The organism is Sphingomonas sp. LM7 (assembly GCF_002002925.1).
Classification (GTDB): Bacteria; Pseudomonadota; Alphaproteobacteria; order Sphingomonadales; family Sphingomonadaceae; genus Sphingomonas.
The window spans coordinates 331,956-345,426 of record NZ_CP019511.1 but is presented as its reverse complement, the minus strand read 5'-3'; the positions used below and the strand labels follow the sequence as shown (position 1 = coordinate 345,426).

General features: G+C 66.4%; 16 protein-coding genes and 1 tRNA gene. 4 read left to right on the top strand and 13 right to left on the bottom strand.

All coding sequences use genetic code 11. From position 1 onward, the window contains the following. The first annotated feature begins 43 nt into the window (after positions 1-43). From BXU08_RS01605 to BXU08_RS01595, 3 genes are read left to right on the top strand one after another with little or no spacing between them, the layout of a single operon-like run. Positions 44-316, top strand: coding sequence for an acyl carrier protein (locus BXU08_RS01605; protein ID WP_077508089.1), 273 nt, complete (start codon positions 44-46; stop codon positions 314-316). Next, entirely contained in the window at positions 313-954 is a 642-nt protein-coding gene (locus BXU08_RS01600) for a hypothetical protein (RefSeq protein ID WP_077508086.1), read from the top strand. The genes BXU08_RS01605 and BXU08_RS01600 overlap by 4 nt, the downstream gene beginning before the upstream one ends. Then, a complete protein-coding gene (locus BXU08_RS01595; protein ID WP_077508083.1) occupies positions 942-1,730 on the top strand; it encodes a hydrolase 1, exosortase A system-associated in 789 nt (262 codons plus the stop codon). The genes BXU08_RS01600 and BXU08_RS01595 overlap by 13 nt, the downstream gene beginning before the upstream one ends. A gap of 248 nt (positions 1,731-1,978) precedes the next feature. Here the strand turns inward: BXU08_RS01595 and trxB are convergent, their stop codons facing one another. The 5 genes from trxB to BXU08_RS01570 form a co-directional block, all read right to left on the bottom strand. Further along, positions 1,979-2,950 (bottom strand): thioredoxin-disulfide reductase, encoded by a 972-nt coding sequence (trxB, locus tag BXU08_RS01590; protein WP_077508080.1) that lies wholly within the window; start codon positions 2,948-2,950, stop codon positions 1,979-1,981. A 129-nt stretch (positions 2,951-3,079) separates the two neighbouring features. Beyond that, a tRNA-Met gene (locus BXU08_RS01585) sits at positions 3,080-3,156 on the bottom strand. A 56-nt stretch (positions 3,157-3,212) separates the two neighbouring features. Next, entirely contained in the window at positions 3,213-3,722 is a 510-nt protein-coding gene (locus BXU08_RS01580) for a 2'-5' RNA ligase family protein (RefSeq protein ID WP_077508078.1), read from the bottom strand. Then, a complete protein-coding gene (locus tag BXU08_RS01575) occupies positions 3,719-5,644 on the bottom strand; it encodes a potassium transporter Kup (protein ID WP_150125603.1) in 1,926 nt (641 codons plus the stop codon). Before BXU08_RS01575 ends, BXU08_RS01580 begins: the two co-directional genes overlap by 4 nt. A 395-nt stretch (positions 5,645-6,039) precedes the next feature. Next, entirely contained in the window at positions 6,040-6,510 is a 471-nt protein-coding gene (locus tag BXU08_RS01570; protein ID WP_077508073.1) for an Lrp/AsnC family transcriptional regulator, read from the bottom strand. Between the two features lie 138 nt (positions 6,511-6,648). On the opposite strand from BXU08_RS01570, the gene ald reads away from it, so the two are divergent. Further along, entirely contained in the window at positions 6,649-7,755 is a 1,107-nt protein-coding gene (gene ald / locus BXU08_RS01565) for an alanine dehydrogenase (protein ID WP_077508072.1), read from the top strand. Positions 7,756-7,922: 167 nt separating this feature from the next. Here ald and BXU08_RS01560 read toward each other — a convergent pair whose 3' ends face one another. From BXU08_RS01560 to ccmC, 8 genes are all read right to left on the bottom strand, one after another. Continuing rightward, positions 7,923-8,213 carry a hypothetical protein gene (locus tag BXU08_RS01560; protein WP_150125378.1) on the bottom strand — a complete coding sequence of 97 codons (291 nt, stop codon included), beginning with the start codon at positions 8,211-8,213 and terminating at the stop codon, positions 7,923-7,925. Between the two features lie 167 nt (positions 8,214-8,380). Then, entirely contained in the window at positions 8,381-9,034 is a 654-nt protein-coding gene (locus BXU08_RS01555) for a cytochrome c biogenesis factor-like protein (protein ID WP_150125377.1), read from the bottom strand. Further along, positions 9,031-9,435, bottom strand: a complete 405-nt coding sequence (locus BXU08_RS01550) for a cytochrome c-type biogenesis protein (protein ID WP_077508066.1) — start codon at positions 9,433-9,435, stop codon at positions 9,031-9,033. Before BXU08_RS01550 ends, BXU08_RS01555 begins: the two co-directional genes overlap by 4 nt. 116 nt (positions 9,436-9,551) lie before the next feature. Next, positions 9,552-10,076, bottom strand: coding sequence for a redoxin family protein (locus BXU08_RS01545; RefSeq protein ID WP_077508064.1), 525 nt, complete (start codon positions 10,074-10,076; stop codon positions 9,552-9,554). Next, positions 10,073-12,007 (bottom strand): heme lyase CcmF/NrfE family subunit, encoded by a 1,935-nt coding sequence (locus BXU08_RS01540; RefSeq protein ID WP_077508062.1) that lies wholly within the window; start codon positions 12,005-12,007, stop codon positions 10,073-10,075. The genes BXU08_RS01545 and BXU08_RS01540 overlap by 4 nt, the downstream gene beginning before the upstream one ends. Further along, a complete protein-coding gene (gene ccmE, locus BXU08_RS01535) occupies positions 12,004-12,438 on the bottom strand; it encodes a cytochrome c maturation protein CcmE (RefSeq protein ID WP_077508060.1) in 435 nt (144 codons plus the stop codon). The genes BXU08_RS01540 and ccmE overlap by 4 nt, the downstream gene beginning before the upstream one ends. Next, positions 12,435-12,566, bottom strand: a complete 132-nt coding sequence (ccmD, locus tag BXU08_RS19445; protein WP_150125376.1) for a heme exporter protein CcmD — start codon at positions 12,564-12,566, stop codon at positions 12,435-12,437. The genes ccmE and ccmD overlap by 4 nt, the downstream gene beginning before the upstream one ends. Next, positions 12,563-13,282, bottom strand: a complete 720-nt coding sequence (gene ccmC / locus BXU08_RS01530) for a heme ABC transporter permease CcmC (RefSeq protein ID WP_171982382.1) — start codon at positions 13,280-13,282, stop codon at positions 12,563-12,565. Before ccmC ends, ccmD begins: the two co-directional genes overlap by 4 nt. Positions 13,283-13,471 lie beyond the last annotated feature (189 nt).

The window sequence follows — 13,471 nt, the reverse complement described above, 5'->3', positions numbered from 1 at the left end:
CCAACCCTTACGGAAGCGAAAAATCGCACGCAGGGGATCGGCATTGCAGCGCGAAGGGTTCGCAGAGGTACAAGAAGCAGTCCGCGGCGTGCTCCGCGACGTGCTGGGCTTGAGCGCGGAGCGCGCTGCCGCGTTCCACGAGGACACGCCGCTGTTCGGCGCGCTGCCCGAGCTCGATTCGCTCGCCGTGGCGGGGGTGCTGACCGAGATCGAGGACCGGCTCGGCATCCTGATCGAGGATGACGAAGTTGATGGCGAGATGCTCGAAAGCTTCGGCGCGCTTGTTCGCTTCGCCGCCGACAAGGCGCTCGGTTGATCGATCACTATGACTGGGCCGGTGGCCGCGAGGCGATGCTTCGCTTCGGCCCCGCCACCGGCCCGGTGATAGTCGCAGCGCTTCCATTGTTCGAGGAAGCCAATCGCACCCGCGCGTTCACGGTGACGATCCTGCGCGCGCTCGCCGAACGCGGCATCGCTGGCGCGCTCCCCGATTTGCCCGGACAGGGCGAGAGCCTCGTCGCCACCGAGTCGGTGCGGCTGGGCGACCTGCGCGATGCATTCGCCGCCGCGGCTCGCCATTGTGGCCCCCCGGGCTACACGCTCGGCATCCGCAGCGGCGCGCTGCTCGATGCCACGACCTTGCCGCGCGGCCGCTGGCACCTAGCCCCAAGCACTGGCCCCGAACTCCTCCGCGAACTCGAACGGCTGCATCAGGCGGGTGGCGGCAACGACTATGGCGGCAACCGCGTGTCGCCGGCCTTGCTCGGCGAGTTGGAAACCGCCGGCATCGCCGCGCAGAACCGCACGATCCGCCTCGAAACCGACGCCAGGCCCGCCGATCTGAAAGTCCCCGGCAGCCCGCTCTGGCGCCGCGCAGAACCCGACAACGATCCCGCGCTGGCCGGGCGCCTCGCCGACGATATCGCCGCTTGGGTCCGCACATGCGAAGGCTGATCGAATTCCCCTGCGCCGGCGAGACGCTGCTCGGCACGCTCGACGAAGCGCCAGGCACCACTGGCCTGCTGATCGTCTCGGGCGGCAACGAGATTCGTATCGGCGCGCACCGCGGCATGGCGCTGCTCGCCCAGCGCGTAGCCGAGGCCGGCCACCCGGCATTCCGCTTCGATCGCCGCGGCATCGGTGATTCGACCGGCGAGAATCACGGCTTCGAAAGCACTGCCGAGGATATCGCCGCCGCCGCCGCAACCTTTCGTACGGAGACCGGCGTTACCCGCATCGTGGCCTATGGCAATTGCGACGCCGCAACCGCGCTCGCCTTCTTCCATGCGCAAGCCGGCATCGATGCACTCGTCCTCGCCAACCCCTGGGTGATCGAGGCCACCGACGACCTCCCTCCCGCCGCCGCAATCCGCGCGCGCTATGCCGAGCGGCTACGCGATCCTCGAGAGTGGCTGCGGCTGCTGCGTGGTGGCGTGAATATCCCGAAGTTGATCAGCGGGTTGCTCAAGGCTTCTCGCAGCCAGCCTCAACTGGAGGACGGCTTGCCTGCCCGTCTGGCCAATGCGCTCGTGCAGACGCAAGTCCCGGTCACCATCCTGCTCGCCAAGCGCGACAACACCGCGATCGCCTTCGCCGACGCATATGCCGGCCCTGCCTTCGCCGCAGCCCGCGCCAAGGCAAGCCTTGTCGAGCTCGACAGCGCCAGCCACAGCTTCGCGTCGCAATCCGACAAGGATTGGCTGTTCAAGGAAGTCCGCGCGCACCTCTAGGCTGGCGGCTCATATCCGATACGACCGCCCGGTCGCCGCTCTTCGACAATGTCGATCTCGACATGGGGCGAGTCTGGACCAAACCTTCACGGACTCCGCCATGGACCGTTCGCCGATGAACATGCGCGACAGTGTGAGCCTGGTGTGACCTTCTGCTCGCAAGCTGCCCGCAGCGGTGCGATTGCCCCTTGGTCGCCCATGGCTTCCAGTTAAATCCTGACCTCGATGATACTCACCAGGTTCGGTGGCTACTCCGCCGCTTCGGCGACCTGTTCGAAGTCTGCCTCGGCCAGGAATCGCTCGGCGTCGAGCGCGGCCATGCAGCCGGTGCCCGCGGCAGTGATCGCCTGACGGTAATGCTTGTCCATCACATCGCCGCACGCGAACACGCCGGGGACGTTGGTCCGCGTCGTGCCCTTGTCGACGGTGATGTAGCCATCGTCGTCTAGCGCGATATGCCCGCGGAACAGCTCGGTCGCCGGATGGTGCCCGATCGCGACGAAGCCGCCGTCGACGTCGAGCGTCGAAAGCTCGCCGGTCTCCATGTCCTTGAGCTCGATGCCCACCAGGCCCGTCACGCCGCCACCGTCGATGAAGCGCTCCACCTTCTTGTTCCACAGCGTGGTGATCTTGTCGTTGGCGAACAGCCGCTTTTGCAGGATCTTCTCCGCGCGGAGGCTGTCGCGGCGGTGGATCAGGGTCACGTCATGGCTGTGGTTGGTGAGGTAGAGCGCCTCCTCGACCGCGGTGTTGCCGCCGCCGATCACGGCGACCTTCTTGCCGCGGAAGAAGAAGCCGTCGCAGGTCGCGCAGGCGCTGACGCCCTTGCCCTGGAGCAGCTTCTCCGAATCGAGCCCCAGCCACTTGGCCTGCGCGCCGGTAGCGATCACCAAAGTGTCGCCGACATAAACAGTGCCGCTGTCGCCGACCATGCGGAACGGCCGCTGGCTGACATCGACTTCGACGATCGTGTCCCACAGCATCTGCGCGCCGACCGCCTCGGCCTGTGCCTGCATCTCCTGCATCAGCCACGGCCCCTGGATGACCTCGCGGAAGCCGGGATAATTCTCGACATCGGTGGTCGTCATCAGCTGCCCGCCGGGCTGGATGCCTTGCACCACGATCGGCGCGAGGCCGGCACGCGCGCCATAGATGGCGGCGGAGAGCCCGGCCGGGCCCGAGCCGAGGATGAGCATGCGAGTCGAGTGCGTGGCAGTCATGGTGTCTTCCGGAGTCGCTGGAGGCTGCATCTAGTGGGACGGCGTCCCTTCACGCAACATGGGCGCGCGGCCTTGCGGCACAATGCTGTGGGCAAACAGGCTTTCTTTGCCGTCCGAAAGGCGGGGACTTGGTAGCGGAGGAGGGACTTGAACCCCCGACCCCAGGATTATGATTCCCGTGCTCTAACCAACTGAGCTACTCCGCCGAGCGGTGCTCCAAGTCCCTAAGGAGCGCGCCACATAGGTCCGGCTTTTCGCGGGGTCAAGCGAACATGTGCCGCGAATGCGGCTCCCAGGGCCCGCCGCGATACCACCAGCTCGCCAGCCCGGCGATCTCCACCTCGCGCGGCACGAAATCGCGCGACAGCGCCCCCAGGACCACCTTGGCGAGCGACGGGGTTACCTTGTTCTGCACGGTCACATGCGGCCGCCAGCGGCCGGCATCCTGTGGCATAAGCAGGCCCGCGAATGCTTGGCTCAGCCCGTCGCGAATCTCGCTCAGCGCCGGCGCCTCGATCCGATAGGCGACGCCCCCGCCGAGCGACATCAGACCGGTCACCTTCGCCCGCGGCGCACGGATGCCGCGCGTATCGTTCGACAAGCGCTGCTTGAGCTCCTCGGCCACGCTCGGCGGCAGATGGTGGAACAGCGTCAGATGCGCCGCCAGCACATTGCGTTCGGGCGGGTAATGCTCGCGGCGCAGTACGTCGAACCACGCCTGGTCCTGCCGCCCGAACAGCGCCGTCACAATCAGCGGCGCCGGGCTCGTCAAATCTCCACCTGGCTCCCCAGCTCGACCACGCGGTTGGTCGGCAGGCGGAAGAACTCCATTGCGCTTTCGGCGTTGCGCAGCATCCACGCGAACAGCTTCTCGCGCCACACCATCATCCCCGGCTTGGCCGAGGGCAGCAAAGTCTGCCGCGCGAGGAAGAAGCTGGTGTCCATCATCTTAAACTCGGCGCCGCACGCACTGACCTGCTTCAAGGCCGCGGGCACATCGGCCTCCTGCATGAAGCCGTAGAACAGGATCATGCGGTGGAAGCCCTTGCCGAGATCGTCGATTTTCATCCGCTTCTCGTCGGGGACATACGGCACGTCGGCGATCTTGACGGTCAACAAGATCACCCGCTCGTGAAGCACCTTGTTGTGCTTGAGGTTGTGTAGCAGCGCATGCGGCACGCCGTCGGGCGTCGAGGTCATGAACACCGCGGTGCCGGGCACGCGGGTGGCGGCGATCGCCGCCGATTCGATGAAAATCTTGATCGGCATCGCGCTCTCGCGCAGCCGCTCGATCATCAGCTTGCGTCCCTTGGCCCAGGTGGTCAGCAGCGTGAACACGATCAGGCCCACCAGCAACGGGAACCAGCCGCCATCGGGCACCTTGGTCAGGTTCGCGGCGAAATAGGCGAGGTCGACGGTGAAGAACAAGGCGAGCAGCGGCAGCGCATAGCGCTTCTTCCAGTTCCACAGCCCGAACAGCACCACCGCGAGCAGGCAATTGTCGATCAGCATCGCGCCGGTGACGGCAATGCCATAGGCCGCGGTCAGGTTCGACGAGGTCTGGAACGACAGCACGAGCAGGATGACCATCGTCATCAGCGCCCAGTTGATCGTCGGAATATAGATTTGCCCGGCAGTCGAGGCGCTGGTGTGCTCGATCCGCAGCCGCGGCACGAAGCCCAGCTGGATCGCCTGCTGGGTCACCGAGAAGGCGCCCGAGATCACTGCCTGCGAGGCGATGATCGCCGCCATCGTCGCCAGGATCACCAGCGGCAGCTGCAGGCCCTCCGGCGCGAGCATGTAGAAGGGGCTGGTCAGCGCGCTGGCGCCTTCGCGCATAAGAAGCGCGCCCTGCCCCATGTAATTGAGGATCAGCGCGGGCAGCACGAACCACAGCCACGAGACGCGGATCGGCTTGCGGCCGAAATGCCCCATATCGGCGTACAGCGCCTCGGCACCCGTCACCGCCAGCACCACCGAGCCCAGCGCCAGGAACGCTGCCAGCGGATCGACGGCGAAGAACTGCACCGCATGCGTCGGCAGCAATGCCCACAGGATTTCCGGCGTGTGGACGAAGCTGAGCACTCCCAGCGTTGCGATCACCAGGAAATAGAGCATCATGATCGGGCCGAAAAAGGTGCCCACCCGGGCCGTGCCGGTGCGCTGGATCGAGAACAGCAGAACCAGGATCACCACCGCGATCGGAATCACCAGATTGGCGAAGCCCGGTGCGGCGATCGCAAGCCCCTCGACGGCCGACAGCACCGACACCGCCGGCGTGATCATCGAGTCGCCATAGAAGAGTGCAGTGGCGAACACGCCGAGCAACACGATCCCCTGCGTCCAGCGCTTCTGGTTCGCGCTGCGCGAGATCAGGGCGAGCAACGCCAAACTGCCGCCCTCGCCCTTGTTGTCGGCGCGCATGATCACGGTGACGTATTTGAGCGTCACCACCACCATCATCGACCAGAACATCAGGCTGATCACGCCCATGATGTGGACGGTATCGAGGTCGAGCTTGTGATGCCCGGCAAAGGTCTCGCGGAAAGCGTAGAGCGGGCTGGTGCCGATATCGCCGAAGACGATGCCGATCGCACCGATCGCAAGCTTCCACGTCGCGTCTGCGGCATGGCCGTGCGCGCCGTGCGGCTCGTCGGGCTGCGGGAGGTGTTCAGCCTGCCCGCTTGCGGAGATGTTCACTGTCGCGGCAACTGCGCTAGGAAAGAAACGGACCTGGTCATGCGACCTGTGTTCTCGTCAAGAAAAGTGGCGGGCCGTTAGCACGTGCAGCAATCGCTAGCAACGGCAGGCCGGTCCGCACAGATGGTTATGCCTGCGCAGACGCGCAAGTACGGCACCTAGTTCCCGAGGATGAGAGCCCAGCAAGCTATCGAGGCGAGGCTTTCGCAGCGGGGCGCATTGCGACCGCGAAGGTCACACCAGTGTCACACTGTCGCGCATACTTCAGCGGCGGCAGGGCCCGGCGGAAAATCGGGAAAGTTCAGCCCGACGCGAGTTCACAGCAGGCGAAATCCTACATTTCAAGCGGTTGGTCAGGCCCCCAGACGCTCTCAGTAGGGTGGAGGCCCTTAGCGCGGCGCCGCGAACAGCGCGTCGGCCTCGCTGCGAGTCGGCACTGCGCGCAGCACGAAGCTCGAATTGATCGTCACTACCCCCGGCAACCGTCCGAGATGCTCGCGGTGGAGTCGTTCATAATCGTCCAGATCCTGCGCCAGGATCTTGAGCCGATAGTCCTGCCCGCCCGAAACCAGCGCGCATTCGACCACGCCGTCAATCTCCGCCACCGCACGCTCGAACTTGGCGAGATCCTCCTCGATCTGGGTTCCCAGCGTGATGTCGACCAGTGCGGTGATCCGGAAGCCAAGCCGGCGATGCCCCAGCCGCGCGCCATAGCCGGTGATGTGCCCCGACGTTTCCAGCGCCTGGATCCGCCGCGTGCACGCCGATTGCGACAGTCCGATCTGCGCCGCGACCTGGCTCACCGGCGCGCGCGCATCCGCCGCTAGCAGCTTGAGGATGGCGCCATCGATCCTGTCCATGATGCATGATTCTCCCGCTTTGCAGTCCAATACCGCATTTCCATGCACGTCATCTACGTTTCAGCGACGTTCTTTGCAGAGATTTGCGCCGGTATCTTGCGTTACTATCCACGCAACAACAGATTCTGGAGAGCTGCCATGCGCATCGGTGTTCCCAAGGAAATCAAGAACCACGAATATCGCGTCGGCCTGACGCCCGCATCGGTCGCCGAGCTGGTCGCCGCCGGCCATGACGTGCTGGTCGAGACGCAAGCCGGTATGGGTATCGACTTCGCCGACGAGGCGTACACCAAAGTCGGTGCGAAGATTGCCGCCGACGCCGCCGCGGTGTTCGCCGGATCGGACATGATCGTGAAGGTCAAGGAGCCTCAGCCGCAGGAAATCGCGCTGCTCGAGCCGCGCCACACGCTGTTCACCTATCTTCACCTCGCCGCCGACAAGCCGCAGGCCGAGGGCCTGATGGCCTCCGGCGCGACCTGCATCGCCTATGAGACGGTGACCTCGCACTCCGGCGCGCTCCCCCTGCTCAAGCCGATGTCCGAAGTCGCCGGCCGCATGTCGGTCCAGGTCGCCTCGCACTATCTCGAAAAGGAACAGGGCGGCCGCGGCGAGCTGCTCGGCGGCGTCCCCGGCGTCGCGCCGTGCAAGGTCGCGATCCTCGGCGGCGGCGTCTCCGGGATCAACGCCGCGCAGATGGCAGTCGGCCAGCGCGCCGACGTGACGATCTACGACATCAACAACGAGCGCCTTGCCGAGCTCGACATGCATTTCGGCAGTCAGATCAAGACCGCCTATGCCAGCAAGGCGGCGATTGCCGAGGCGGTCGCGCGCTCGCAGGTCGTGATCGGCGCGGTGCTCGTCCCCGGCGCGGCGGCGCCCAAGCTGGTCAGCCGCGACATGCTCAAGACGATGATGCGCGGCTCGGTGCTGGTCGACATCGCGATCGACCAGGGCGGCTGCTTCGAGACGTCGAAGGCGACGACGCATGACGACCCCGTCTACGAAATCGACGGCGTGATCCATTATTGCGTCGCCAACATGCCCGGCGCAGTCGCGCGCACCTCGGCCTTCGCGCTCAACAACGCGACCCTGCCCTTCGTCCTGCGCATCGCCAACCACGGCGCCGAAGCCGCGATGAAGGCCGACAAGCATCTCGCCAACGGCCTCAACGTCTACAAGGGCAAGATCGCGTTCAAGGCCGTCGCCGACGACCTCGACCTGCCATACGAGGCATGGACGGGCTGACCTCTAAATCCCCCTCCCTTCCAAGGAGGGGCGAGGGGTGGGTAAGAAAGGTCGGGCTCGATGCCCGGCCTTTTCTTTATGTCCACGCAGGCGGTTGGGCTCGCCGACGCTCGCACCCACCCCCAGCCCCTCCCCTGCAGGGAGGCGAGCCAGGAAGGCTAGCCGCCTCAAGCGATCATCGAGGCCCCGCTGGCGCCGTGATTGGCGTAGCATTCGTCGACTGCGTCGTGGATCTTCGAATTGACCAGCGAGCACGGCGCCCAGAACGGCTTGTCGGTCACCTGGAGTTGCAGCACCTGGCTCGACGCGTCGTAGTTCCAGCTTACGGTAAAGCCGTGCGAACTCGTCGATCCCGAATCGCTGCCGATCTCGACGCCGTAACTGGATGCCTTGGACTTGCAGCAATTCCAGACATCCGCCGTCACATTGGCGAAGGATTGCATCCCGCATGCACTCATCGTCCCACTCCCATGTCATATGGACCACGGACCGGGCGACCTTCGAGATTTTTTCTTGAGTCCGACTACAGGCGTATCCGTCGAACGCGATTCGCTCAACGCCCTTTATCTCGGATGAGCCGAAACCTGCTCCGGATCGACTTGAATTCGTCCCAAAAGCGCGCGCCCTATTCGGCGGGAGTCTTGCGCTCCTGCGCCGCCTTCGATTCCAAAAGTCGATCGAGCAGGAACAGCCGCACTACCAGCTGGTCCCGATAGCTCGCCTTGGCCGGCGTCAGCGCAACCGCCTTCGCCCAATAGGGCCGGGCTTCGGCGAACTTGCCCTCGCGGATCAGCGCCAGGCCATAGAAGAACGGCGGCCCGGGGTGCTGCGGCGCCAGCTGGAGCGCGCGATCGAAGGCGTATTTCGCCGCCGGCGAGACCTGGTTGCCGTCATTCTCCGCCAGCTTGACCCCGAGCCATGCCCAGGCCCCGGCGTCGCCGTTCGCCTGCCGCACCGTCAGGATCATCGCACGCACCGCGGTATCCGGCGCGCCCGCCCGCGTCATCGCGTCGGCACGCGCGAACGAGGCCCAGGTGAAGTTGAACCGCCCGAACATCGCATCGCGGATCTCGACGACGTTCGGATCGATCTCGCCGGGCTTGCTGGCCGCCACCACCGGATGCCCGGCCAGCCTGGGGCTGCCTTGCCAGGCGTAGCCCGCCGCCCCCAGCATCAGCGCCGTCGCCGCCACCGTCCACAGCTTGCGCGGGAAGCCCGTCAGCCACAACAGCAGCCCCGCACCGAGCGCCAGCAGGCCAAGCATCCCCCAGCCCATCATGCCTTGCGCTTCCCGAATGCGCGCCGCGCGACCAGCCCGCCGACGATCAGCAGCACCAGCGGCGCGATCCATAACGGCGCGGTGACCCAGCTCAGCGGCGGATCGTAGGTGACATAGTCGCCATAGCGCTGGACCAGCCATTTGCGGATGTCGCCCGGGCTCTCCCCCGCCGCGACGCGCTGGCGCACCAGCGCGCGCATGTCGCCCGCCATCTCGGCGTCACTGTCGGCGATCGACTGGCCCTGGCAGACGAGGCAGCGCAGCGTGTCCATCAGCGCCTTGGCCTGCGCTTCCTGCGCGGGATCTGCGAGCTGGGTATAAGCGAGGTCGGCTGGCGGAAGTTTGGAATCGGCCAGTGCGGGAGCCGTCGTTGCAAGCACGAACCCTAAAGCTATCGTCACCCCGGCCTTGTGCCGGGGTCCACCGCGCGGCTTGGCAGCAGACAAGCGGCGAGAGGCCCTCGCCCATGACACCGTGGATCCCGGAACAAGTCCGGGATGACGCAAGGAGAAAAGGCTCACTTCGCCTTCCTCAGCTCGGCGAGCAGCATAGGCACATGCTCGGCACGGATGTCGCCGATATGCTGATAGGCGATCTGCCCTGCGGTATCGATCACGAAGGTTTCTGGCACCCCTGACGAGCCCAGCGCCAGTTGCGCCGCGCTCGCCTTGTCGTCGCCGATCCGCGCATAGGGATCGCCGTGCTGCGCCAGGAAATTCTGCACCGCCGCGGGCGTATCGCGGATCGCGATCGCGTCGATCTCGGCGCCCGCCGCCTTGAGCTTGAGCAGTTGCGGCGCCTCCGCGATGCACGGGATGCACCAGCTCGCGAATATGTTGAGCAGCCGCGGCTTGCCCTTCAATTCGGCGGTAGCGATCCCCGGCTTGCCCGGCAGCAGCGCCGGCAGCGCAAGCGCGGGCAGCGGCTTGCCGACCATCGCCGATCGGATCGTCCGGTCGCCCGGCTTGATCAGCCCGCCCGCGACGAGCGCGAACACCAGCGCGAACAGCGCCAGCGGTGCCCAGATCAGCAGCCGCCTCACGAATAGGCCTCCGTCTCGGCATCACGCCGCTCGCGCCGCACTCGGCCGATCAGCGCGAGCAATCCGCCCAGTGCGATCAGTCCGCCGCCCAGCCAGATGAAGGTCACGAACGGCTTCCACCACAGCCGGATCTGCCAGCGGCCCTGGTCGTCGCCCTGGCCGAGGATGGTGTAGAGCTGCCCGTCGAGCAGCGTGGTGATCGCGGCTTCGTTAGTGGTGGTCGGCGGGGTGCTGAAGAAGCGTTGCTGCGGCAACAGCTCGAACATCTTGCTTTCGCCGCGCCGCACCTGCAGCCGCGCCTCCAGCGCCGACCAGTTCGGCCCGATCTGCGGGCGTATCTCGGCCAGCGTCACGCGGAACGGCCCGACCGTGACGTTCTGCCCGACCTGGATCGCCGCTAGCCGCTCGACCTTGAACGCGCTGTCCGCGGCCATCCCGGCGATGCTGGTCGCGACGCCGAGATGCGCGATTACCATTCCCCAGACGTGGAGCGGCGTGCGGCGCAAATTCCGCCGCGCGACCGGCGCCACGCTCGCCGCTGCCAGCCCGACCGAGAGCGCAATCGCCACTACCGACGTGAAGTGCGCGCCGCGCGCCAGTGCGAAGAGCAATGCGAAGGCGAGACCCGCCGCGGCGGTCGGCACCAGCGCGCGCTTGGCCAACGCGTTCCAATTGTCGCGCCGCCAGCGCAGCAGCGGCCCCGCCGCAGTCGCCACGACCAGCGCAAGCGCCACTGGCACCAATGCCTTGTTGAAGAACGGCGCGCCGATCGAAAGCTGCACCCCCGCGGCCTGCGCCGCGAGGGGATAGAGCGTCCCGATGAACACCACGCCGAGAATGACCGTGAGCAACAGGTTGTTGAGCACCAGCGCGCCTTCGCGGCTCACCAGCTGGAAGGTCGAACCCTGGGTGACCGTGCCGACGCGCGCGCCGAACAATGCCAGCGCCCCGCCGATATAGATGCCGAGCAAGGCGAGGATGAAGGTGCCCCGCGTCGGATCGACCGCGAAGGCATGGACGCTCACCAGGATGCCCGATCGTACCAGGAACGTCCCGAGCATCGACATCGCGAACGCCACCAGCGCCAGCATCAGCGTCCAGGCACGCAAGCCGTCGCGCGTCGCCAGCACGGTCACCGAATGGAGCAGTGCCGTCGCCGCCAGCCAGGGCATCAGCGATGCATTCTCGACCGGGTCCCAGAACCACCAGCCGCCCCAGCCGAGCTCGTAATACGCCCAATAGGAACCCGCAGTGATCCCGATCGTCAGGAAGATCCACGCGCCGAGCACCCAGGGCCGCATCGCCTTGGCGAACGCCGGCCCGACATCGCGCATCACCAGCGCCCCCACTGCGAAGCTGAACGCCACCGACAGCCCGACATAGCCGAGGTAGAGCGTCGGCGGGTGAAAGGCCAAACCCGGATCCTGGAGCAGCGGATTGAGCCCCTGCCCGTCCGGCGCCGCCGGATTGAGCCGCACGAACGGGTTCGAGGCGAAGGCGAGGAAGGCGTAGAAGCCCAGCCCGATCGCCGCCTGCGCACCCAAGGTTGCCGCCAGCGTTCCCGCCGCCAGCCGCCGCTCGAATGCCGCCACGCCCGCGCCCGCCACCGCGAGCACGGTGACCCAGAGCAGCATCGAGCCCTCATGATTCCCCCAGGCGCCCGACACCTTGTAGATCAGGGGCTTGAGCGAATGGCTGTTGGCCGCGACCAGCTCGACCGACATGTCGCTGCGCACGAACAGCGCGATCAGCAGCGCGAACGAGAGCAGCGCCAGCAGGCCCTGCACCAAAGCGATCCGCCGCAGCGCCGTCATCAGCGTGCCGACATTGGGGTTCGCGCCATGCTTCGCCGCGCCCCAGGCGACCATCAGCTGGACGAGCGCGAACGCCGCTGCCAGCCACAAGGCCGCAAGCCCTGCCTCGGCGATCATTTGTCCAGCGTCTCGGTCTTGTGCATCTTGCCGGCGACTTGCGGCGGCATGTAGCGCTCGTCATGCTTGGCGAGCAGATTGTCGGCAGTGAAGCTGCCATCGGGGTTGAACTTGCCCTCGGCAACCACGCCCGAGCCTTCCTTGAACAGATCGGGCGCAACGCCGCGGAACGCCACCGGCACGTTCGCCTTACCGTCGGTCACCACGAAGGCGATCGAGACTCCGTCGGGCTGGCGCACGATCGAGTTCGCCGCGACCATGCCGCCCAGCCGGACCGCCTTGTCAGTCGGCACCGGCTTCCCCGCCACGTCGCCGGGCGCATAGAAAAACGCCGCCTGGTCCTCCAGCGCCGAGAGCGCGAGCCCCGCCGCGCCGGCGACTGCGCCCAGGGCGAGCAGCCCGAGCACGAGCCGTTGATGCTTGGCCTTCATCGCTCGCGCCTCAGCGAATCCGCGGCCGCCTCGGCACGCCGCATCGACAGCCAGGCCCAGCCTGCCAGCCCGCCGGTCCCCACCAGGGTCACGACATACGCCGCGGTCACGAACGCCCAGTGATTCATTGCGCCGCCATCCGCTTCATCCGCGCCTCGACCTTTTGCGTCGCGAGCATCGCGCGCATCCGCATCAGCACCACGCCCACGAAGAACAATGTCGATCCGCCGATCGTGAAGAACAGCGGCCACAACATCGTGCTGTCGATGCTGGAGCTGGTCAGCCCGATGCTCTGGCCTTGGTGCAGCGTGTTCCACCACACTACCGAATAGCGCACGATCGGCAGCAGCACCGATCCCGCTACGCCGAACAACGCAGGTATGCGCCCGTCGCCGCCGCGATCGGCGTCAGCACGGGCAAGCGCGATATAGGCGATGTAGACGAAGAACAGCAGCAGCATGCTGGTCAGCCGCCCGTCCCATTCCCACCAGGTGCCCCAGGTCGGCCGCCCCCAAATCGAACCAGTGATCAGGCAAAGTGCGGCGAACACCGCCCCGACCGGCGCCGTCGCGCGCGCGGCGATGGCAGCAAGCGGATGCCGCCAGATCAGATAGCCCAGACTCGCGAACGCCACCCCGCTCCATCCCGCCATCCCCAGCCAGGCGGCGGGGACATGGATGTAGAGGATGCGCACGCTTTCCTTCTGGAGATAGTCCGCCGGAGTCTGCGTCAGCCCGCCCCAGGCGCCGAACAACGCAAGCGCCACGCCCGCCCAGAACAGGACCGGCGTCAGCGGGCGCGCGATCTTGAGGAAGCGCGTGGGGTTGGCGAGTGCGTGGATCACGGTGCTTGGCAGCCAATAGCGGGGTTCGCGCAGGGAATCTACGCCGGGCTGCTTTCCCCGCGCGACCGGTTGCACGCTTTGCGCTTGCGCAAAGTCACCGCTGTCATGATGGTTTCGCCACCGGAACGTAAGCACGGTACGCGGCCAGGGGACGGGCTTGCGGACATATGCCTGCCTTCCCCGGTCGCA

Bases quoted from the DNA above. Each gene is read 5' to 3' on its own strand.
- BXU08_RS01595 (WP_077508083.1), top strand. From the start codon at position 942: ATGCGAAGGCTGATCGAATTCCCCTGCGCCGGCGAGACGCTGCTCGGC.
- trxB (WP_077508080.1), bottom strand. From the start codon at position 2,950: ATGACTGCCACGCACTCGACTCGCATGCTCATCCTCGGCTCGGGCCCG.
- BXU08_RS01570 (WP_077508073.1), bottom strand. From the start codon at position 6,510: ATGGACAGGATCGATGGCGCCATCCTCAAGCTGCTAGCGGCGGATGCG.
- ald (WP_077508072.1), top strand. From the start codon at position 6,649: ATGCGCATCGGTGTTCCCAAGGAAATCAAGAACCACGAATATCGCGTC.
- BXU08_RS01560 (WP_150125378.1), bottom strand. From the start codon at position 8,213: ATGAGTGCATGCGGGATGCAATCCTTCGCCAATGTGACGGCGGATGTC.
- BXU08_RS01555 (WP_150125377.1), bottom strand. From the start codon at position 9,034: ATGATGGGCTGGGGGATGCTTGGCCTGCTGGCGCTCGGTGCGGGGCTG.
- BXU08_RS01540 (WP_077508062.1), bottom strand. From the start codon at position 12,007: ATGATCGCCGAGGCAGGGCTTGCGGCCTTGTGGCTGGCAGCGGCGTTC.
- ccmE (WP_077508060.1), bottom strand. From the start codon at position 12,438: ATGAAGGCCAAGCATCAACGGCTCGTGCTCGGGCTGCTCGCCCTGGGC.
- ccmD (WP_150125376.1), bottom strand. From the start codon at position 12,566: ATGAATCACTGGGCGTTCGTGACCGCGGCGTATGTCGTGACCCTGGTG.